This is a genomic window from Mesorhizobium sp. M1312 (assembly GCF_040318115.1).
In the GTDB taxonomy this organism is placed as follows: Bacteria; Pseudomonadota; Alphaproteobacteria; order Rhizobiales; family Rhizobiaceae; genus Mesorhizobium.
In genome coordinates this window covers 240,235-261,039 of record NZ_JAMYLQ010000003.1, presented here as the reverse complement: position 1 = coordinate 261,039, position 20,805 = coordinate 240,235, and the positions used below count along the sequence as shown (strand labels likewise).

The 20,805-nt window shown below is 61.6% G+C and carries 20 protein-coding genes and 1 pseudogene; 11 read left to right on the top strand and 10 right to left on the bottom strand.

Annotation, left to right across the window (positions count from 1 at the left end; all coding sequences use genetic code 11):
• The first annotated feature begins 96 nt into the window (after window positions 1-96).
• Both NKH36_RS06455 and NKH36_RS06450 read left to right on the top strand, forming a co-directional pair.
• Complete coding sequence (locus tag NKH36_RS06455; RefSeq protein ID WP_352958651.1) at window positions 97-447, top strand: DUF5330 domain-containing protein; 351 nt, start codon at window positions 97-99, stop codon at window positions 445-447.
• Between the two features lie 113 nt (window positions 448-560).
• Window positions 561-989, top strand: coding sequence for a SufE family protein (locus tag NKH36_RS06450; RefSeq protein ID WP_292518181.1), 429 nt, complete (start codon window positions 561-563; stop codon window positions 987-989).
• Window positions 990-1,123: 134 nt separating this feature from the next.
• Here the strand turns inward: NKH36_RS06450 and NKH36_RS06445 are convergent, their stop codons facing one another.
• Both NKH36_RS06445 and NKH36_RS06440 read right to left on the bottom strand, forming a co-directional pair.
• On the bottom strand, window positions 1,124-1,549 hold the full coding sequence (locus NKH36_RS06445; protein WP_023800837.1) for a Ros/MucR family transcriptional regulator: 426 nt from the start codon (window positions 1,547-1,549) through the stop codon (window positions 1,124-1,126).
• Between the two features lie 428 nt (window positions 1,550-1,977).
• Window positions 1,978-2,346, bottom strand: coding sequence for an SH3 domain-containing protein (locus tag NKH36_RS06440; RefSeq protein WP_352958653.1), 369 nt, complete (start codon window positions 2,344-2,346; stop codon window positions 1,978-1,980).
• 118 nt (window positions 2,347-2,464) lie between these two features.
• Between NKH36_RS06440 and NKH36_RS06435 the strand changes: the two genes are divergently transcribed.
• Together NKH36_RS06435 and NKH36_RS06430 are read left to right on the top strand one after the other, a co-directional pair.
• On the top strand, window positions 2,465-4,615 hold the full coding sequence (locus NKH36_RS06435) for a S9 family peptidase (RefSeq protein ID WP_352958655.1): 2,151 nt from the start codon (window positions 2,465-2,467) through the stop codon (window positions 4,613-4,615).
• 160 nt (window positions 4,616-4,775) lie between these two features.
• Window positions 4,776-5,159, top strand: coding sequence for an SET domain-containing protein (locus NKH36_RS06430; protein WP_095496809.1), 384 nt, complete (start codon window positions 4,776-4,778; stop codon window positions 5,157-5,159).
• 28 nt (window positions 5,160-5,187) lie between these two features.
• Here the strand turns inward: NKH36_RS06430 and NKH36_RS06425 are convergent, their stop codons facing one another.
• The 4 genes from NKH36_RS06425 to NKH36_RS06410 form a co-directional block, all read right to left on the bottom strand.
• Window positions 5,188-6,138 carry a cytochrome c gene (locus NKH36_RS06425; protein ID WP_352958657.1) on the bottom strand — a complete coding sequence of 317 codons (951 nt, stop codon included), beginning with the start codon at window positions 6,136-6,138 and terminating at the stop codon, window positions 5,188-5,190.
• A 9-nt stretch (window positions 6,139-6,147) separates the two neighbouring features.
• Window positions 6,148-6,591 carry a c-type cytochrome gene (locus NKH36_RS06420; RefSeq protein ID WP_352958658.1) on the bottom strand — a complete coding sequence of 148 codons (444 nt, stop codon included), beginning with the start codon at window positions 6,589-6,591 and terminating at the stop codon, window positions 6,148-6,150.
• Window positions 6,592-6,791: 200 nt separating this feature from the next.
• Window positions 6,792-7,388 (bottom strand): superoxide dismutase, encoded by a 597-nt coding sequence (locus NKH36_RS06415; RefSeq protein ID WP_352958660.1) that lies wholly within the window; start codon window positions 7,386-7,388, stop codon window positions 6,792-6,794.
• A gap of 106 nt (window positions 7,389-7,494) precedes the next feature.
• Window positions 7,495-8,373 (bottom strand): branched-chain amino acid aminotransferase, encoded by an 879-nt coding sequence (locus NKH36_RS06410; RefSeq protein ID WP_352958661.1) that lies wholly within the window; start codon window positions 8,371-8,373, stop codon window positions 7,495-7,497.
• A 154-nt stretch (window positions 8,374-8,527) separates the two neighbouring features.
• Between NKH36_RS06410 and NKH36_RS06405 the strand changes: the two genes are divergently transcribed.
• On the top strand, window positions 8,528-9,190 hold the full coding sequence (locus NKH36_RS06405) for a haloacid dehalogenase type II (protein WP_352958767.1): 663 nt from the start codon (window positions 8,528-8,530) through the stop codon (window positions 9,188-9,190).
• Window positions 9,191-9,448: 258 nt separating this feature from the next.
• The gene (locus NKH36_RS06400; RefSeq protein ID WP_352958663.1) at window positions 9,449-10,273 is read left to right on the top strand and encodes a L,D-transpeptidase; all 825 of its coding nucleotides are present in this window, start codon (window positions 9,449-9,451) and stop codon (window positions 10,271-10,273) included.
• 94 nt (window positions 10,274-10,367) lie between these two features.
• On the opposite strand, the gene NKH36_RS06395 is transcribed toward NKH36_RS06400, so the two are convergent.
• On the bottom strand, window positions 10,368-11,912 hold the full coding sequence (locus NKH36_RS06395) for a helicase HerA-like C-terminal domain-containing protein (protein WP_352958665.1): 1,545 nt from the start codon (window positions 11,910-11,912) through the stop codon (window positions 10,368-10,370).
• A gap of 258 nt (window positions 11,913-12,170) precedes the next feature.
• Between NKH36_RS06395 and NKH36_RS06390 the strand changes: the two genes are divergently transcribed.
• The 4 genes from NKH36_RS06390 (at window position 12,171) to NKH36_RS06375 (ending at window position 16,419) form a co-directional block, all read left to right on the top strand.
• The gene (locus NKH36_RS06390; RefSeq protein ID WP_352958666.1) at window positions 12,171-13,613 is read left to right on the top strand and encodes a methylmalonyl-CoA mutase subunit beta; all 1,443 of its coding nucleotides are present in this window, start codon (window positions 12,171-12,173) and stop codon (window positions 13,611-13,613) included.
• A complete protein-coding gene (scpA, locus tag NKH36_RS06385) occupies window positions 13,610-15,733 on the top strand; it encodes a methylmalonyl-CoA mutase (protein WP_352958668.1) in 2,124 nt (707 codons plus the stop codon). Before NKH36_RS06390 ends, scpA begins: the two co-directional genes overlap by 4 nt.
• 72 nt (window positions 15,734-15,805) lie before the next feature.
• Entirely contained in the window at window positions 15,806-16,036 is a 231-nt protein-coding gene (locus tag NKH36_RS06380) for an AbrB/MazE/SpoVT family DNA-binding domain-containing protein (protein WP_292518112.1), read from the top strand.
• A complete protein-coding gene (locus NKH36_RS06375; protein ID WP_352958670.1) occupies window positions 16,033-16,419 on the top strand; it encodes a type II toxin-antitoxin system death-on-curing family toxin in 387 nt (128 codons plus the stop codon). Before NKH36_RS06380 ends, NKH36_RS06375 begins: the two co-directional genes overlap by 4 nt.
• On the opposite strand, the gene greA is transcribed toward NKH36_RS06375, so the two are convergent.
• On the bottom strand, window positions 16,416-16,889 hold the full coding sequence (greA, locus tag NKH36_RS06370) for a transcription elongation factor GreA (protein ID WP_352958672.1): 474 nt from the start codon (window positions 16,887-16,889) through the stop codon (window positions 16,416-16,418). The two genes, NKH36_RS06375 and greA, sit on opposite strands and share 4 nt — an antisense overlap.
• A 118-nt stretch (window positions 16,890-17,007) precedes the next feature.
• Here greA and NKH36_RS06365 point away from each other — a divergent pair.
• Window positions 17,008-18,382: pseudogene (locus NKH36_RS06365) on the top strand (TIGR03808 family TAT-translocated repetitive protein).
• Window positions 18,383-18,392: 10 nt separating this feature from the next.
• Here the strand turns inward: NKH36_RS06365 and NKH36_RS06360 are convergent.
• Window positions 18,393-19,397, bottom strand: a complete 1,005-nt coding sequence (locus NKH36_RS06360) for an asparaginase (RefSeq protein WP_352958673.1) — start codon at window positions 19,395-19,397, stop codon at window positions 18,393-18,395.
• 130 nt (window positions 19,398-19,527) lie between these two features.
• Window positions 19,528-20,694, bottom strand: a complete 1,167-nt coding sequence (locus NKH36_RS06355) for an acetyl-CoA acetyltransferase (protein ID WP_352958675.1) — start codon at window positions 20,692-20,694, stop codon at window positions 19,528-19,530.
• Between the last annotated feature and the right edge of the window lie 111 nt (window positions 20,695-20,805).

Here is a 20,805-nt window from a genome sequence, read left to right as displayed (position 1 = left end):
GGGCAAGCCGTCCTTTGCGCGTCTATGCCACTATCGTACCCACAAAGAGGTCATGCCGCACGAATGCATGATCCGGTCACAGATGAGGGCATACAGATGGGCTTTCTGATCAGAATGGCTTTCTGGTTTTCGCTGGTGCTTCTGGCGCTGCCGCTGAATGTCGGCTCCGACGAGACAGGCCACCAAAGCGTCGGGCCGATCCAGGCCTTGTTCGCGGCACGCGAAGCGGTCGGCGACATTGCCGGCATATGCGAGCGCAAGCCCGACGTCTGCGAGACCGGCAAGTCTGCAATGCACACGATCACCGCCCGGGCCAAGGAAACCGCCAAGATCGCGGCCGCCATGTTGGACGAAAAGACTGCCGAACCCGACACGGCGACAACGACCGGCAGCGTGCCCGAAGACATCGTCTTGCCGGCGAAAGTCGACTTGCCCGCGAAAAACTGAGGTATTTTTCAGCGCGTCTGTCACTGTACCGCGGGCCGTCCGCCCCTCGACGCCTATGGTGTTTTTCCTCTTTTTCCGTGACGCGGCGTCGCCGGATGACTATATCCGAGGTGATGACTACGACGATCCAAACGATCCGCGACGACTTCTCCCTGCTTGACGAGTGGGAAGACCGCTATCGCTATGTGATCGAATTGGGCGAGGCCCTGCCGCCCTTTCCCGATGAGGAACGCAACCCCGCCAACAAGGTACCCGGCTGCGTCAGCCAGGTCTGGCTGACGACCCAATATGGACCGGGTCCCGACCCAATCGTGACCTTCGCAGGCGATTCGGACGCCCATATCGTGCGCGGCCTCGTTGCTATCATGCTGGCGCTGTTTTCCAGACGACCTGCAAGCGAGATCCAGAAAACCGACGCGGAAGCCACGCTGAAGGCACTCGGCCTCGACGAACACCTGTCGCCGCAACGCGCCAATGGTCTTCGTTCTATGGTCAAGCGCATCAAGCGCGACGCCGAGGCGGCCTTGAGGCAGACCGCCTGATTAGGCCACGCGATTGCCCCGAATGGCAGACAGCCCGCACATGGCGCAACGCTATCGCCCCAGCAATGCCCCAAAACCAAAACGGCGCCCGGAGGCGCCGTTGATCGTTCAACCCACGTTGGGAAGAGCCGATATCAGCGCCCCTTGCGCTTGCGGCCGAGCCCCATCTTCTTGGCGAGCTGCGAGCGGGCGGCAGCATAGTTGGGAGCAACCATCGGATAGCTTGCGTCCAGGCCCCATTTTTCACGATACTCGTCGGGCGTCAGACCGTAGTGGGTCATCAAATGGCGCTTCAGCGACTTGAATTTCTTGCCGTCTTCAAGACAGACGATGTAGTCGTCATGGACGGAGCGTTTCGGGTTTACTGCCGGCTTCTGCTTGTCGGCAGGAGGCTGTTCACTGGCCCCGCCCACGCGCCCGAGGGCGGCATGGACATCGGCGATGAGGCTCGGCAGCTCGCCGACCGGCACCGGATTGTTGCTGACATAGGCGGCTACAACGTCGGCCGTCAATTCGATCAGCGCATCACTATTTCTGGAAGGTGTTTCGATAATATCCATGGCTTCATGGCCCCAACGAGAGTTGTTTCTATCTGCGCCCTATTTTTGACAGGTCGGGCATCGCGCGAAATTTTTGCAGGAAAGAGCCTCTGCGATTCGCGTCGCAGAATCTTAATGAGCCAGTGAGTCAAGTAAGTCAATTCGCTTCTTGCGCTGTATTCATCGATGTTAATAAAATATTCCGCGATCAGCTTCAACCTTTGGTGCACTCTGTAATTTTGCGATATTTTCTGGTCCGACCAGCAACGGCTGACGCCCCGTCGAGCTGCCGTTACATCCTCAATGGCCAGTAAAAAGTTCTCAATGCTTGGCTATGCTTGGTTGTGGCGCAGGCTATCTGGTTGTTTTCAGAATCTACAAAACCATAGGTTGCGATTTGCTGTTTGCAAGCAAGCCAGAAATCAGCGCTGCGGACCGGCACCGATCCATCAATGTGGAGTGATGTATTTTCCGTAGACCCAGCCGGTGACGAAATTGCCGTTATGTGCTGGATCATGCCAGACTTCGCACCAGCGATAGCGGATCTTCTGTTCCTGCTTCCAAACCGGCTGCTTGGCGATGTCGAGCAAGTTTATGCCGCCGGTGCATTTCCCGGTCATCTGCAAAACGGCTCCGTTGGGATAGGCGGCCTGCTTCTGGGATGACCCCGCCGGATACTTGCGCACGTTGAGCGTGTCACCAAACGGAACGTTGGTCACTTGCCAAGCTGCGAACACGGTTGCATGAGATTGGCCGGTAAAGGCCAAAACTGTCGAAGCGACGGCGAAAGCCGCGGCAGCGTGAAAACGGAATTTCATTTTCCTCACTCCTCCGGCTCATCTTCTGGAGCCCGGCGCAAACATATACTCCGGCTCTTGAACCTGCGCTGATCGGCGTGTTCATTCTCCATTCAAGCAACTTCGACAGCGAGACGCAATGACCCGAACCCCAGCATTTCCGACTGCCAGCCCGCCACAACCCGAGAAGCGACCGGTCTTCGATCTACATCATGGAGTAACCCGGACGGACGACTATGCCTGGCTGAGAGCCGACAATTGGCAAGAGATGTTCAGGGATCCGTCCCTGCTTGACGGCCAGATCCGCGCCCATCTCGAATCCGAGAACGCCTATCAGGCGGCTTTGATGGCCGACACCGCCCAGTTGCGGAAGCAGCTTTTCAAGGAGATGAAGGGCCGCATCAAGGAAGACGATTCTTCCGTGCCGATGAAGGATGGGCGGTACGCCTATGGCTCATCTTTCAGGCTTGGCGGCGAGCAGCCGCGTTATTTCCGCACGCCGCGCGATGGCGGAGACCAGCAGATCCTGCTCGACGGCGACCTCGAGGCCGAAGGCAAGGCCTATTTCCGCCTCGGCGGTGTCGACCATTCGACCGACCACCGCAAGCTTCTCTGGGCGTTCGACGACAAGGGCTCCGAATTTTTCACGCTTCGTGTGCGCGATCTTACCAGCGGCAAGGAGTTACCGGACAGGGTCCCGGACACAGGTGGCGGCGGCGTGTGGGATGCCGGAAATGACGGATTTTTCTACACCCGCCTCGATCCCAACCACCGTCCTTCCAAGGTGCTGTTCCATGCCCTTGGCGACAGTCCTGAGAACGACCGGCTGATCTACGAGGAAACCGATCCGGGCTTCTTCATGAATGTCGGCGGCACACGCTCCAACGAGTGGATCATGGTCGGCATCAACGACCACGAGACCTCGGAATATCGCATCATGAGCGCCAGCGAGCCGTTCGCCGAACCGAAGCTGGTTTCGGCGCGCGAGACCGGCCTGCAATACGATCTCGAAGAAGGCGGCGATATCTTCTTCATTCTCACCAACGCCGACGGCGCCAAGGATTTCAAGATCATGACGGCGCCGGCGAGCGACCCGGTGCGCGCCAACTGGCAGGAGCTGGTGCCGCACGAAGCGGGGCGGCTGATCCTTTCGGTGATCGGCTTCAAGGCCCATATGGTCAGGCTTGAACGCAAGGAAGGCCTGCCGCGCATCGTCGTACATGACCGCAAGAGCGGCGAGGAACACCTCATCTCCTTCGACGAGGAAGCCTTCTCGCTCGGCCTGTCGGGATCCTATGAATACGACACCGAGATCATGCGCTTTTCCTACTCGTCCATGACAACGCCGGCGCAGGTCTTCGACTACAACATGCGGACCCGCGAGCGAGTGCTGCTGAAGACCCAGGAAGTTCCGTCCGGTCACGACCCGGACCATTACGTGACGCGGCGGCTGATGGCGCCCGCCGCCGACGGCGAACTGGTGCCGATCTCGCTCATCCACCATCGCGACACACCGCTCGACGGGTCAGCACCTTGCCTGCTTTACGGCTACGGCTCCTACGGCATCACAGTCCCGGCCGCGTTCAACACCAATTTGTTTTCGCTGGTCGACCGCGGCTTCGTCTACGCGATTGCCCATGTCCGCGGCGGCAAGGACAAGGGCTATGGCTGGTACGACGATGGCAAGCGGGCGTATAAGAAGAACACGTTCACCGATTTCATCGCAGTCGCCCACCACCTCGTCGCCGACCGCTATACGCAACATGACCGCATCGTCGCACAGGGCGGCTCGGCCGGCGGCCTGCTGATGGGCGCCGTCGCGAATATGGCGCCGGAATGCTTCGGCGGTATTGTCGCCGAGGTTCCGTTCGTCGATGTGCTCACCACCATGCTCGACGCGACCTTGCCGCTGACGCCGCCGGAATGGCCTGAATGGGGCAACCCGATCGCTTCGGAGGAAGACTATCGGACGATCGCCGCCTACTCGCCCTATGACAACGTCGCCGCGCTCGACTATCCCCCGATCCTGGCGCTTGCCGGCCTCACCGACCCACGTGTCACCTACTGGGAACCGGCCAAGTGGGTAGCGCGGCTGCGCGACCGCAAGACCGGCGACAATCCGGTGCTGTTCAAGATCAACATGGACTCCGGCCATGCCGGCGCATCCGGCCGGTTTTCCAGGCTCGAGGAAATCGCCTTCACCTATGCGTTTGCGCTGAAGGTGGCGGGCAAGGCCGACCTGGCCACGACAGCGCCGCCCACTCTTTTGGACGCGCAAAGGGCGCTGTAGGAGCTTGATCCTGCTCACGATCCCTGCGGAAAATCGATTCCAATTTCAGGTCACGGCGTGGCTGATTTTCCGCTCGCAATTGCGATGGCCGCGCGCTACCCAATGCGCGGCTTTTCGCAGCCGCGCCACCAAAATCATCCAGTCACCCCAAGGGTGTGCCATGTTGCTCGTCGACGTCTATCTCGACAAATCGCCTATCCAGGGCATCGGAGTCTTTGCCAAGAACCACATTCCCCGTGGCACTCTGGTTTGGAAGCTCGATCCCAATTACGACCGGCGCATCCCCGTCGAGACCTATGAGCGCGAAACCGGGCCGATCAAAGCCTATCTCGATCGCTATTCCTATCCCGACCGGCGCGACCCGAACTACATCGTCTTCGAAGCCGACGACGCGCGCTACATGAACCATGCCGATGACCCGAATTGCGACGTCTCCTCGCCCGAGGAGACGTATGCGTCGCGCGACATCGCGCCCGGCGAGGAAATGACCTGCAACTACAATCATTTCTTCGAAGCCGGCTTCGATTTCCTCGGCGACCGCTGACGCGCCGCCATCCCGTCCGGTTTTCGCGTCAGCTCGAAGGCTGCTTACGCGCCGGATGGCCATTGGGATGCGGCGGTATGGCCTTCAGATAGGCTGATATCGCCGCCCGGTCCTCGGGCGTCAGTTCGGCCATGTTTCTCTGCACGTCGACCATGGCGCCACCGACGGTATCGAAATCCGGCGTGAAGCCGGTTTCGAGAAAGTTGGCGATGTCGGCCTCCGACCAGTCACTGAGCCCGCCTTCACCCGAAGTGATGTTCGGCACGATGCCGCTGCCTTCGGCAGCAGTGGCTCCGGCCAGCCACTCGCTCTTCTTGGTGCCGCCAGTAAAATCACGCGGCGTGTGGCATTCGCCGCAATGACCCGGCCCTTCGACCAGGTAGCGGCCGGCCATTACCGGATCCGGCGTACCATCGGGGAAGGAAACCACCGGCTGGTCACTCAAATAGAGACGTTTCCACAGCCCGATGCCGCGACGGATGTTGAACGGGAATCCCAGCGAATTGGGCGGCGCCTTGCCGGAGACCGCCGGAAGCGTTTTCAGGAAGGCATGGAGATCGGCAATGTCGGCCGGCTTCATGCGCGCGTAGGATGCATAAGGAAACGCCGGATAGAAATGCTCGCCGCTCGGCGACACCCCCTTCATCATGGCGTTGGCGAGGTCTTCGGCCGACCAGGCGCCGATACCATCCTTGGCATCCTGCGAGATGTTCGGTGGCACGAAGGTACCGAACGGCGTCTTGAGTTCGAGACCGCCTGCCAGTTGAAGGCGGGCATCGCCTTGCGAACCAGGCTTCGCATGACACGATGTGCAGCCTCCGGCATAAAAAATGCGCTTGCCCCTGGCGACATCGCCGGGGCCGAGCCGCGCCAGCGTCTCAGCGTCGAGCCTGACCGGCGCCGACAGGAACCAGCCGGCGAGAGCGCCGGCGGTGCCCAGAGCGAGGGCGGCGCCGACGAACCTTTTCAGCAGGCGCATCGCCCGCTATCAGCCCTTCTTTATCCTGTATGTCTGATGGCAGGTGCCACAATCCTCGCCTATGGTGTTGAACCCCGCCTTCAAAGCATTGACGTCGGCAGGGGCGGCGGCCGCCGCGGCCTTGACGTCGGCGAGATATTTTTCCTCAACCGCCTTGAAGCCGGCCATATCCGCCCAGATCTTGGGGGCAGCGGTGGTGTCGCCGGTTTCGCTGCCAGCTGGGAAAAGAGTTTCGACGTTTGCATGGAATTTCTCGGCGTTGGCCTGCAGCGCCTTCAACGCCGCCAGCACGGCCGCGGCGTCGTAAGGGGTCTCGCCCTTGACCACTTTCGACAATTGGCCGGCGATCTTTCCACGTTCCTTCATCAGGGCCTGCCGGTCCTGGATCGGATCGGCGAATGCCGCCGAACCGGCGAAGGCGAGCATCGAGATGGCGAGGATAAGCTTTCTCATTCAATTGGCTCCATGGTGAAGACGTTTCGGAAAAAGATCGGCACTGAACGATAACGGCAAAGGTGGCTTAAAAATTCCGGAAATTCGCCTCACGCTTGTGTGAATTTTTGCGACAGCCGTTCTGTGCTGGAAAAGGGCGGCCGATCTTGACAAAAGAAAAGCCCCGGTTTTGCCGGGGCTTTTCTGCAACTCAGTTAGGCCTACGCCTTTTGGTAGAGCTCAAGGACATGGTCCCAGTTGATGAGACTGTCGACGAAGGCTTCGAGATATTTCGGCCGGGCGTTGCGATAGTCGATGTAATAGGAGTGCTCCCAGACATCGACGCCCAGGATCGGCGTCGCGCCATGGACCAGCGGATTCTCACCGTTCGGCGTCTTCGAGATCGCCAGCTTGCCGTCCTTGACCGAAACCCAGGCCCAGCCCGAACCGAACTGGGTGGTTCCGGCCGCGATGAAGTCGGCCTTGAACTTGTCGTAGCCGCCGAGGTCGCTGTCGAACGCCTTCTGCAGCGCGCCCGGCAATTTGTTGCCGCCGCCACCCTTCTTCATCCACTTCCAGAAATGGATGTGGTTGTAATGCTGGCCGGCATTGTTGAAGAGCCCGGGGTTCTTGCCGAAGGACTGCTTCACAACCTCTTCGACCGACAAGTCGCCGAGCCCGGCTTCGGCAGCCAGCTTGTTGCCGTTATCGACATATGCCTTGTGGTGCTTGTCGTGGTGGTACTCCAGCGTCTCCTTCGACATGTAAGGCTGCAAGGCCTCGTAGTCATAGGGCAAGGCGGGCAGTTCAAAAGCCATCGGTCGTACTCCTCGTGGAAAAATCCGGTGTCGATACCGGACTAACATAGGTCTGGATTGATGTGGAGCAACTCCGGAATTAAGCGCCGGTTCGCTTTTTCGCCAGTCAGCCGGTCGAATCCGAATGCGCCCAATCCCAGTAGAGTTCGCGCGCCTTCTTGGCTACGGGCCCGGGCTGGAGATTGCGATCCTCGATGCGGGTAACCGGCACGACTTTCGAATGGTTTCCCGTCGAGAATATTTCGTCTGCTTCGAGGAAGTCGCGCACCGACAGCGTCTTCTCGGTGGTCTTGAACCCATACTCGCCAAGCAGCGTCATCGTCCGCGAGCGGGTGATGCCGGACAGGAACGTGCCGTTCGGCGCCGGCGTCAGGACATGACCGTCCTTGACCAGGAAAATGTTCGAGGTTCCGGTCTCGGCGACATTGCCCAGCATGTCCAGCACCAGGGCGTTGTCGAAGCCGCGCATCTTGGCTTCGAGGATGGCACGACCGTTGTTGGGATAAAGGCAGCCGGCCTTGGCGTTGGTCGGCATGGTTTCGATGGTCGGGCGCCGGAACGGCGAGACGGAGACCGAAAAGCCCGCCGGCGAGATCATCGGCGATTCGTACAGGCAAAGGCAGAAACGGGTCGAGGCCGGATCTGCCGGTACGCCCATATAGCCACCATGCTCGGCCCAGTACATCGGCCTTATGTAGACCGCCGTCTTGCCGTCGAACTTCTTCAGCCCGTCCCAGGTCAGCCCGACGATCTTTTCGGCGCTCATGGATGGTTTGAGACCAAGCGCGATCGCCGAAGCGTTCACCCTCGCGGCGTGGCGGTCGAGATCCGGGGCGACGCCCTCGAACCAGCGGGCGCCGTCGAACACGCTGGTGCCGAGCCACATGGCATGGCTGCGCGGCCCCAGGATGGCGACGTTGCCTTCATACCAGTCGCCATCCACGAAGGTCCATGTCGCGGATTGCGCCGCAGTCGCCAGTGTCATCGCTTGGTTCCGTTCCAGACTTGTCCTGTCTCGCCATTGGAAGATGCTTTAGCGTCTGCCGTCAACGGGCATGATCGAACTTTGTTGAGGCCAGCGCTATACGAATTGCAATCTGTACTTGCGCCTTGCCTTGCCTCGCCGCAAAACTGTCACCATGCGCCATGCGGCTTACGTTTTCGACGCCTACGGCACGCTGTTCGATGTCCATGCCGCCGTGCGCCGTCATGCCGACCAGATCGGGCCGGACGGCCAGCTCCTCTCGGAGATCTGGCGCGCCAAGCAGCTGGAATACTCCTGGGTCAGGACGCTGATGGGCGCCTACGCCGATTTCTGGCAACTCACCGAGCAGGCGCTCGATTTCGCCCTGCGCAAGGTTCCCTCCGCGGACCAGGGGCTCAGGGCCAAGCTGCTCGACGCCTATTGGCGGCTGGACTGCTATCCGGAGGTGCCGGCCGTGCTCAAGGCGCTCAAGGCGTCCGGCGCCAAGCTGGCGATCCTCTCCAACGGCTCGCCTGAAATGCTGGAAGCGGCGGTCAAATCGGCCGCGCTCGACCAGTTTCTGGACGACATCTATTCCGTCGATGCCGTCAAGCGCTTCAAGGCCGATCCGTCGGTCTACGACATGGTCACGACAGGCTGGCGCCTCTATCCGGATGCGGTGTCGTTTCAGTCATCCAACCGCTGGGACGTCGCCGGCGCCACCAAATTCGGTTTCCGGACAGTCTGGATCAACCGCTCCAACCAGCCCGAGGAATACCGGGAGTTTCCACCAGCCCTGATCCTGCCCTCGCTCGAAGGCTTGCTGGCCGGAGGCTGACGCATGATCCCAAAATCGAAATCGATTTTTGGAAAGGATCATAGGCAAAATAGAACTGCTACAGCGTCCTTTGCGGACGCGGCGCTGTGGCCTGATGCCTCGGTGCAACAGTGGCGGGACCGTCACAGCTTTGCCTTTGTTTGTTCACCCTCAGGCCAGAATCGGAACCGCCTATCGCGCCAGGCATTGTAGGGCTGGCGCGCCGGACTGATTGGCGTATTCATGTTTTGTTTCCATACGAGACCTAAAAAGGCAACGATGTTCACAACCGAAATCGATTCCTATCGCCTGAGCCGTCGCGGCTTTCTCAACGCTGCTGCGCTCGGCGCCGCCTCGATTGCGGTTTCCGCCTGCACCACGACGGCAGGCCGGCCTGTCGAGCCGCCGCCGCCAGCCAATGTCGAGCCGCAGCTCCTGGACTATGCAACAATGTACGGTCCGGTCAGCGACCGTGGATTCGAGCTGCCGGGCATACCCTACGAGAAAATCGACGAGCAATTTCTGCGTCAGATCGTTCCCGATCCGACCGGCCAGGCGCCCGGCACCATCGTCGTCGATACGGCCGGCCACCACCTCTATCTCGTGCGTCCGGGCGGACAAGCCATTCGTTATGGTGTCGGGCTGGGTCGCGCCGGTTTCGAATGGTCTGGCGATGCCGTCGTCCAGTGGAAGCAGAAGTGGCCGAAATGGACGCCACCGGCCGAAATGATCGCCCGCCAGCCCGAGCTCGCAGAATACAGCGCCGAGAATGGCGGCATGCCCGGCGGCCTCACCAACCCGCTCGGAGCGCGGGCGCTGTATCTCTTCGAGGGCAACGAGGACACGCTTTACCGCCTGCACGGCTCGCCGGAGTGGTTTTCCATAGGCAAATCGGTGTCATCTGGCTGCGTTCGCTTGATAAACCAGGACATTATCGACCTTTATGACCGTGTGCCCAACAAGACACCGGTGATCGTTACCGCCGGTGTCGGTCAGGAACTGGTTGCCACGGCAGACCGCAAAGCCATTCCAATCGATGCGGGCGTTCCGGAAGGATCGATCCTGCTCGGCCCGGCAAGGGCGATCTCGGACACGATCTTCTGAGCTGGTCGAAAGCGCTGGAGCGGCCGGCATACCTCTGAATCCGATGCTCTTTGTGCTTGAGCATCAGATATTCTCAAACCAAGGTCCAATACTGTCAGCGCCCTCTGGACAGGCTGCCGAGAATGCCGCGCACGATCGCCCGTCCGACGGACGAGCCGACCGAGCGAACCACCGCCTTGATCGCCGCCTCCGCCACCGTCTGGCGATTGGACGCTCGCGGCGCCGGTGCCCGTCTGCCGCCGGTGGGCTGGGGGGTGGGATCGTCATTGCCGAAGCCTGGAATGGTCCAGCGTGAGCGGCCGCTCTCCTGCTGCTGCGCCTCTGCGTCCAGAGCGTCCTTGGCCTTTTTCTGCAGCATCTCGAAAGCCGATTCGCGATCGACGGTCTGGTCGTACTGTCCCGTAACCGGGCTCTCAGCGATCAGCGTGCGGCGCTCGTCAGGCGTGATCGGGCCAAGGCGCGACGACGGCGGGCGAACCAGAGTCCGTTGGACCATGGACGGAACACCTTTGGCTTCCAGCGTCGAGACCAGAGCCTCTCCGGTGCCGAGCTGCGTGATCACGGTTGCACAGTCGAAGTCGGGATTGGGCCTGAAGGTCTCGGCGGCCGTCCTCACGGCCTTCTGCTCCCGTGGCGTGTAGGCGCGCAACGCGTGCTGCACCCGGTTACCAAGCTGGGCCAGAACCGTTTCGGGGATATCCAGCGGATTCTGGGTGACGAAGTAAACGCCGACGCCCTTCGAACGGATCAGGCGGACCACCTGTTCGACCCGGTCGATCAGCACCTTCGGCGCGTCATCGAACAGAAGGTGCGCCTCGTCGAAGAAGAAGACCAGCTTTGGCTTGTCGGGATCGCCGACTTCGGGCAGCTCCTCGAACAGTTCCGACATCAGCCACAACAGGAATGTCGCATAGAGCCGCGGATTCATCATCAGCTTGTCGGCGGCCAGCACGCTGATGGCGCCGCGGCCGTCGCGGGTCGTGCGCATGATGTCGGCGATCCGCAGCGCCGGCTCGCCGAAGAAATTCGTCGCTCCCTGCTGCTCCAGAACCAGCAGCGTGCGCTGGATTGCGCCGATCGAGGGCTTCGTCACATTGCCGTAGCGAGCGCCGATTTCTTCGGCGCGTTCGGCGATGTTGGCAAGAAGCGCTTGCAGGTCCTTCAGGTCCAGCAGCAACAAGCCTTCCTCGTCGGCGATGCGGAAGGCGATGTTCATGATGCCTTCCTGCGCCTCGGACAGGTTCATCAGGCGCGACAGAAGCAGCGGCCCCATTTCCGAGACGGTGGCGCGGATCGGATGGCCCTGCTCGCCGAACAAGTCCCAGAAGATGACCGGAAATTCCTGGAAATCATAAGGATCGAGCTTGACCTGCTCGGCGCGCTTGACCAGAAAATCCTGTGCCGTGCCCATCATGGCGATACCGGACAGGTCGCCCTTGATGTCGGCGCAGAAGACCGGCACGCCGGCATTGGAGAAACCTTCCGCCAAAATCTGCAAGCTCACGGTCTTGCCGGTGCCGGTCGCACCGGTGACCAGGCCGTGACGATTGCCATACTGAAGCAGCAGATTTTCGGCGCGCTGGTAGCTGTCGTCAGGCTTTCGGCTGGCCCCTATGAAAATACTGGTGTCGTCAGCCATGTGTCGGGTCTCCGCAACCTGAAGTGTTGAATGCCCTGATCTATTGAAAGTAACGGGGCTCGCCGCAGGTATAATGACGCCATTGCGCAGCGACAATGGCCATGGTCGAAATTGGGTTTTTGGAGCTTGCGGATTTTGCGCATGTTTGGCAATCGGTTGACGGTTCATCGTCGCAGGATGCGTGTTGCATTGTGATATAGGACGGGGAACCGTAGACTGACGTTCCAGGCCTATCGGCCGAGAAGACGAGGAGAGCGGATGGGCGCCGGTGCCTTGAACCACGATGCCGAACTTCCGAACCCTGACCGTCAGCGGTGGCTGGCCCTTGCGGAAAAAGCCTTGGCCGGCGGATCCTTCGAGGAAAAGCTCGTATCCCATACGGACGATGGCATCCGCATCGAACCGCTGTATGACCGTTCGGTCACTGCAGAGCCGCTCGCGCGGGCAAATCCCAGATCGCCGTGGATCGTCAGCCAGCGTATCGACGATCCGGATATCGGCCGCGCCAAAGCCCAGGCCCTGGAAGACGTCGCACAGGGCGCCACCGGATTGTCGCTTGTCTTCGAAGGCGCGCCGAATGCGTTCGGCTACGGCCTGCCGAGGACTGCCGAGGCGCTGGAGTCGGTGCTGGACGGCGTGCCGCTCAACCGCATTCAGGTCCGCATCGACGCGCATCCCTGGAGCCGCGCCGTGGCCGACTGGCTGGTTGCGTTCTTGAGCAAGCGCCGGTCGGACCCGGCAAAGCTCAACCTTTCCTTCGGTATCGATCCGGCGGCGATCTTTGCCGGAACCGGCCGGTTGCGGATGTCGATCGAGGCCCTGCAGGCGTCGATGCCGCAGTCCCTGGCACATTTTTTCTCGATGGGCGTGCCGGGAGTTCTGCTGGAGGCAGACGGACGCGTCTTCCACAATGCCGGCGCCACCGAAGCGCAGGAACTGGGCACCATGATGGCTTCCGCAGTCTCCTATCTCCGGATGTTCGAGGAGGCGCGCCAGCCGCTTGTCTATGCGGCACCCCATATCGGCTTTGCGCTGAGCGTCGACCAGGACCAGTTCGTGTCGATGGCCAAAGTCAGAGCCCTGCGCAGGCTGTGGGCGCGGGTTCAGGAGGCATGCTCGATCGCCGCCTCCACCGCCAACATCCATGCCGAGACGTCCGTCCGCATGATGACTTCGGCGGACCCGGAGACAAACATCCTGCGTACCGCGATTGCTGGTTTTGCCGCGGCAGCCGGCGGGGCGGATTCGATCTCCATCCTGCCGCATACGATCGCGCATGGCCTGCCGGCGGGCTTTGCCCGCCGTGTCGCCCGCAATATGCAACTGATCATGGCCAACGAAAGCCATATCGATCATGTCGCCGATCCTGCTTGCGGTTCGGGCGCCGTTGAAACGCTGACCGCCGAACTCTGCGAAGCGGCGTGGGAAGAATTCCAGCTGATCGAGGCGGAAGGTGGCGTGCTGTCCAGCCTGCAGCAAGGACACATCCAGAAACGGGTTCAGGCGGCCTCCGCCCGCCGCAATGCTGCCTATCAGACGGGCGAGCGGGCCATCATCGGCACGACGCTTCACCCGTCGAAGACAGAACGTCCGGTCGAAACGCTGACGGCGGAGCGGCGGCCTGCCGTTACCGAGGGCGTGGCGGTGTGCGACCCGCTGTTTCCGATCCGCCTCGATCAATCGATCGGAGCAGCGCCATGATCCCGGATTTCAGCCAGATCGGCTGGTCGGCGCCGCGCCGGGCACCGATCGAGGTCAAGGGCCAGCGGATGACCCCGGAAGGGCTGGCCATCAAGCATCTGTACAACCAGGGCGATCTCCATGGGTTACCGCATCTCGACACTTATCCGGGCCTGCCGCCATTCGTGCGCGGCCCCTACCCAACGATGTATGTCCAGCAACCCTGGACGATCCGGCAATATGCCGGCTTCTCGACGGCGGAAGAGTCGAACGCCTTTTACCGGCGCAACCTTGCAGCCGGCCAGAAGGGACTGTCAGTCGCTTTCGACCTCGCCACGCATCGCGGCTACGACAGCGATCATCCGCGTGTTGCCGGTGATGTCGGCATGGCCGGCGTCGCCATCGATTCGATCCTCGACATGCGCCAGCTCTTCGACGACATCCCGCTTGGCGAAATGACGGTGTCGATGACCATGAACGGCGCGGTGCTGCCGATCATGGCGCTCTACATCGTGGCGGCGGAAGAACAGGGGGTTGCGCAGAAGAATCTCGCCGGGACCATTCAGAATGACATCTTGAAAGAGTTCATGGTGCGTAACACCTACATCTATCCCCCAAAGCCTTCGATGCGGATCGTGTCGGACATCTTCTCCTACACGTCGCAGCATATGCCGAAGTTCAATTCAATTTCGATCTCCGGCTATCACATGCATGAGGCCGGGGCGACCGCCGACCTCGAGCTCGCCTACACGATCGCCGACGGCATCGAGTACGCCCGCGCCGGTGTCGCGGCGGGTCTCGATATCGACCGTTTCGCGCCGCGCCTTTCCTTCTTTTGGGCGATCGGCATGAACTTCTTCATGGAGGTCGCCAAGCTGAGGGCAGCCCGCCTTTTGTGGTCGAACCTGATGCTGAAGAACTTCTTGCCGAAGGACGAGCGCTCGCTGTCTCTGCGCACCCATTGCCAGACTTCGGGCTGGTCGCTGACGGCGCAGGACCCTTACAACAACATCATCCGCACCATGATCGAGGCGATGGCGGCGACGCAGGGTCACACGCAGTCGCTGCACACAAACTCCTTCGACGAGGCGATGGCGCTGCCGACCGACCATTCGGCGCGCATCGCCCGCAACACGCAGCTCATCCTGCAAAAGGAATCCGGTACCACCCGCATCATCGACCCGTGGGGAGGCTCTGCCTATCTCGAACGGCTGACGCATGACCTGGCGGCGCGCGCGCTTGCCCATATCGAAGAGGTCGAGAGGCTGGGCGGCATGGCCGCCGCAACCGAAAAAAACATACCGAAGCTGCGCATCGAAGAGGCCGCCGCGCGCACGCAGGCGCGGATCGATTCCGGTGAGCAGGTACTGGTCGGCGTCAACGCCCATCGTCCCGAGACGGATATCAAAGTCGACGTGCTGAAGATCGACAATGCCGAAGTCAGAGCCCGGCAATTGTCGAAACTGCAGCGGCTGAAAGGCACGCGCGATGTCGGCGCTGTCGAGAGCGCACTGGATGCCCTGAGCCGGGCTGCGGAGAGCGGCGAAAATCTGCTGGAGTTCGCCATTCGCGCCGCGCGCGCCAACGCCACGGTCGGCGAGATTTCTCTGGCTCTGGAAAAGGTTTTCGGCCGTCATGTCGCCTCGGTCCAGACGATCTCCGGCGTCTATCGCAAGGCGCTCGGCGACAATCCGGTGGTCGACCGGCTGCAGGACAAGATCGTGGCGTTCGAGGAGAAGTCCGGCGGCAAGCCGCGCATTCTCGTCGCCAAGATGGGGCAGGACGGCCACGATCGCGGCCAGAAAGTCATCGCCACGGCCTTTGCCGATCTCGGCTTCGACGTGACCGTTGGGCCGATGTTCCAGACGCCGGAAGAGATCGCCAAGCTCGCGGTCGAGCATGACGTGCACATAGTCGGCGCCTCGTCGCTGGCGGCGGGCCATTTGACGCTCATTCCCGAACTCAGGGACGCGCTGAAGAAGCTCGGGCGCGACGATATGCTGATCGTCGCCGGCGGTGTCATCCCGCCGCAGGATTACGATGCTATGCTGCAGGCGGGAGCCGCAGAAATCTTCCCGCCGGGCACGGTCATCCCTGAGGCGGCCGACCGGCTGATGGACCGGCTGTTGCAGGCTGGATGAGGCAGGTTATAATGTACGTTGCAACGGCATCCACGATGAGTTATAATTAGCGTTGCAACAGGATGTTTCGCCATGAACACGATCATTCGCAAGATCGGCAATTCCGAAGGCGTGATCTTGCCCAAGGAAATTCTCGACCGCCTGAACCTGAAGGCCGGCGACAGCATCGTCATCGTCCAGGAGGGGGATGAGCTTCGCCTGCGCCGCACCGAAGACACTGCCGAGGAATTTGAGCGCAAGATGAAAATCGCGCGCGAGCGGATGAAGAAGTACGAGGTTGCCTACCGCGCGCTCGCGAAATGACCGAGCATCATTCGAGGGAGTTCGTGGAGGCGCTTCACGCTGAGCAATTGCGCCTCCACGGAGGAGCAGCGGGTATCCGCGACGAAAGAATGCTGGAGTCGGCGCTTTATCGACCGCAACAGAGGGAGATTTATGGCGAACCCGACCTCTGCGAGCTGGCATCCGCCTATCTTTTCGGCATCGCCAAGAACCATCCGTTCGTCGACGGCAACAAGCGCACCGCTTTTGCCGCAGCCGATCTTTTTCTTTATTTCAATGGGCTAAGCATCGAAGCCGAGCAGGCGGACATCATTCAACTGGTCATGATGGTTGCCGCCGGCGAGATCGACGAGGCTGGCGCGGCGGCGTTCTTCCGCGACCATGTTGTCAAGATCGAGGACTAATTATCCGAGAGCTTCACAATCTCCCATTCCTTGCCGTTCACCACGGCAATTTCGCCGACCTTCTTGCCGAACAAGGCGAGGGCCATCGGTGAAACATGGGAAATCGTGCCTTTGGCCGGATCGGCCTCATCCTCGCCGACGATCTTCCAGTGCACCTTCCTGCCGTCATCGCCTTCCAGCGTGACGCCCATGCCGAAGCGAACCAGATTGCTGCCCGGTTCCGGAAGGGAAAGCTCGGCGCTTTCACGCCGCGCGGTCCAGTAGCGCAGGTCGCGCGAGATGAGCGCGATGCGCTCGCGGTCGGCCCTCTTTTCCGCTCGAGCCAGATCATCGCGCAGGGCAGCCAATTCGGCGTCAATCAGCGCCAGGCCGCGTTGCGTCACCAGATTGCGGTGCGGACTGATCGGCCGCTCGCCGATGCCGGCGATGGCGTTTTCGCTGTCCTCTTCGCGCGTGAAGGCTCTGCTCATTAGTCGAGCTTATGCCTCGCGCGGCGACTTCACAAGCTATAGCCGGCAAACCGGATCGGCCGATCCGGTCTGGCACGATTCCTGCGGCGCGGCGGCCGAACGCTGGGAATCTGTGCCGATGTTGAACAGACGAAAACTTCTCGCACAAACCGCCGGCTTTGCCGTCCTGGGCCTCTCGCTCGGCAAGGCAGCGGCGGGCAGCCTGCCCGGCATCGACGATGCCTCGATGCGCGGCTCGATCAACGCTGCCGACCTCGGCGTGCAGCCCGGAGCGCTTGACGACCAGAGCAAGGCCTTCGCCACGCTGCTGCGCGAGGCAAACGACCGCGACATGCCGGTGTTCCTGCCGCCGGGAACCTATGTACTATCCAACCTGTCGCTGCCCAGCCGCGTCAGGCTTTCCGGCGTGCCGGGCGCATCGCGGATCGATATGGCGGCAACGGCCATCTGCTCATGGCCGAACAGGCCGAGCATATCGAATTCACCGGACTGGTGTTCGACGGCACCAACCGCTGGATGGGCGACTACGCGCAAGGCCTGCTCAACCTCCGCCGCGTCGCTCACCTCGTCATCGACAATTGCCAGATATCAGGCAGCGGCAAGAACGGCCTGGCGCTCGAGCACGCTTCGGGCCGCATCGAGCGCTCGAAAATATCAGGCGCGGCCGACGCCGGCATCTATTCGGTCGAAGCCACCGGCTTGACGATATCAGGCAACACCGTGTCCGACTGCGCCAATGGCGGCATCCTCGTGCACCGCTGGCAAGCGGCCGAGGACGGCACCATCGTCAGCGGCAACGCGTCGAGCGCATTCAGGCGCGTAGCGGCGGAACCGGCCAGAACGGTAACGGCATCAAAACGTTCCGCGCCGGCAATATCATCATCTCGGGCAACATCGTCTCGGATTGCACGTTTTCGGCGATCCGCGCCAACAGCGCCAGCAATCTGCACATCACCGGCAACATCTGCTCGCGCTCGGGCGAAACCGCCGTGTATTCCGAATTCTCGTTCGAAGGGGCGATTATCGGCAACAACATCGTCGACGGCGCCGCCAACGGCATCTCGATCGTCAATTTCAACGAAGGCGGCCGTATGGGCGTGTGTTCAGGAAACATCGTCCGCAATCTCTCGACCAGCGGCCCCTACCCTGCCGATGCGCCCGGTTTCGGCATCGGTATCAACGTCGAGGCGGATACCACCGTCTCCGGCAACGCCGTCGAGAATGCGCCGCTCTACGGCATGCATATCGGCTGGGGGCCATTCATGCGCAATGTGGTCGCGACGGGAAACATCATCCGCAAAGCCGGAACCGGCATCGCCGTCACCGTGGTCGAGGGGGCCGGGACGGCGGTCATCTCCGACAATGTCATCGAGGGCGCCCAAAACGGCGCGATCGTCGGCCACCGCTGGGCCGAGCCGGTGACTGGCGACCTCGCCTCATCAGACAATGCTGGCTATGCGCATCTGACCATCGAGCGCAATCATGTGAGCTGAATGCCCGTTCTCAGCTCAGTGCGGCGGTGGGCCTGAGTGTGCCGACCTTAGCGCCGATCCTGCTTTCGATGGGTGGATGTGCCTGTTCGATCAGTCTCGCCGCCAGCGCCTTGTCGGCGTGCAAAAGCCTGGCCATGCATGCCGCGACCATGACTTCAGCGGCGCGACCAGCGCCATCATCGCATTTCAGCGCGACGCCAAGGCCAAGCTCGGGAAGTGCTGCGCAATAGACGCCTTCAGCCCCTCCCTTCACAAAAATCCGGCCGGGTGCGGCCTCCATCAGCGCAACATCAGCCCTGCCTGTGCCGGCGACCAGAAAGGGCTCGGCCATGCAGGCGGAAAGCAGCCGCTTTGCGGCCTTGGCGCGGGTGGGTTCAAAGCCGATACCTGTCGCCATGCGGGCAAAGCCGAGCGCGAAGCTGCGCAGCGGCACGGCATAGGTCGGGATCGAGCAGCCGTCAGTGCCGCAATGATCGAAATCATGGGCAACACCGGTCACCGCTTGCATTGCGTCGCGCACCATCTCCTGCGAGGCATGGCCTGATTTGACATAGCCACGATGGGCGATACCGGCGTGGACGCAGGTGCAGAGGAAGCCCGCATGCTTACCAGAACAGTTGTTGTGCAGTGCGTTCGGCAAGTTGCCGGCGCTGGCCAGCGCAACCATCGCGTCGTGGTTGGACGGCCAGTGCGCGCCGCATTCCAGCGCCGCCTCGTCCAGCCCGGCCTTGGCCAGCATCGCCCGCGCCAGTTCGACATGCGCCGGCTCGCCGGAATGCGAAGCGCAGGCAAGCGCCAGTTCGCGGTTGCCGAAACCGTACGCATCGGCCGCGCCGCTTTCGACCAGCGGCAGCGCCTGGATCGCCTTAACCGCCGAGCGTGGGAACACAGGGCGGGCCGTATCGCCGATTTCCCAGACCGGCTTGCCGACGGCATCGAAAACGGCAATGGCGCCACGATGCGCGCTCTCGAGTACGGTGCCGCGCAAAACTTCGACCAGAACCGGATTCGTCATGATTTCCCCGCCAACGCATGATTTTCGAAAATCGGAATCGATTTTCGAAAAGGATCATGCGCAAAATCAAAGTGTTACAGCGTCCTTTGTGCGCCCTAACGGGTGCGCGGCGCTGTAATGCGGGCCACTTTTATCTGATCCGATCGAGAATGGAAACGTAGTTGGCGACCGCGGCACCGCCCATGTTGAAGATGCCGCCTAGCTTTGCTCCCGGCACCTGGATGCCGCCGGCTTCGCCGACGAGCTGCATGGCGCTCAACACATGCATCGACACGCCGGTGGCGCCGATCGGGTGCCCCTTGGCCTTCAGCCCGCCGGATGGATTGACCGGCAGCCGGCCATCCTTCGCCGTCTCGCCATCCAGCGCCAGTCGGGCGCCCTCGCCCGGTTTCGCCAGGCCCATCGCCTCATATTCGATCAACTCGGCGATCGTGAAGCAGTCATGCGTCTCGACGAAGGACAGATCGTCGAGCGTTACACCGGCCTTCTTCAGCGCTTGGTTCCACGCATGCTCGCAGCCTTCGAACGCCAGGATGTCGCGCTTCGACATCGGCAGGAAATCCTGCACATGCTCGTTGGCTCGGAAGGCGACCGCGCGGCGCATCTTCAACGCCGTCGCCGTGTCGGCAAGAACCAGGGCGGCGGCGCCATCCGAAACCAGCGAGCAGTCGGTGCGTTTCAGAGGGCCAGCGACGAAGGGGTTCTTCTCGCTCTCGTGCCGGCAGAACTCATAGCCGAAATCCTTGCGCATCTGCGCATAGGGATTGTCGACGCCGTTCTTGTGGTTCTTGGCGGCGATCATCGCCAGCGCGTCCGACTGGTCGCCATACCGTTGGAAATAGACTTGGGCGATCTTGCCGAAAACGCCGGCGAAGCCCGCCGGCGTGTCGCCCTCCTCGGGCAGATACGAGGCCTTGAGAAGATTCTTGCCGATTTCTGGACCTGGTGTCGTCGTCATCTGCTCGGCGCCGACCACCAGCACGATACGAGCCGCATTGGCGTCGATGGCGCGGATGCCTTGCCTGACCGCCGCCGAGCCGGTGGCGCAGGCGTTCTCGACGCGCGTCGCCGGCTTGAAACGCAGCCGATCGTCGGCCTGCAGGACCAGGCTTGCGGTGAAATCCTGTGCGGAAAAGCCGGCGTTGAAGTGGCCGAGCACAATCTCGTCGACCTCGTCCGGACCGATGCCGGCATGATCGAGCGCCTCGCTAGCCACCTTGATGATCAGGCCCTCCAGCGTCTCGCCTTCGAGCTTGCCGAAGCGCGAATGCGCCCAGCCGACGATGCATGCTGTCATGGCAATCTCCATCCTTCGGGCCGGGCTGCGCGATGTCGCGGCGCGCCTCAGCATTGTTCAAGCATGAACCGTTCCAACGACTTCGTGAAGGGGCCAGAACCACACAATCGC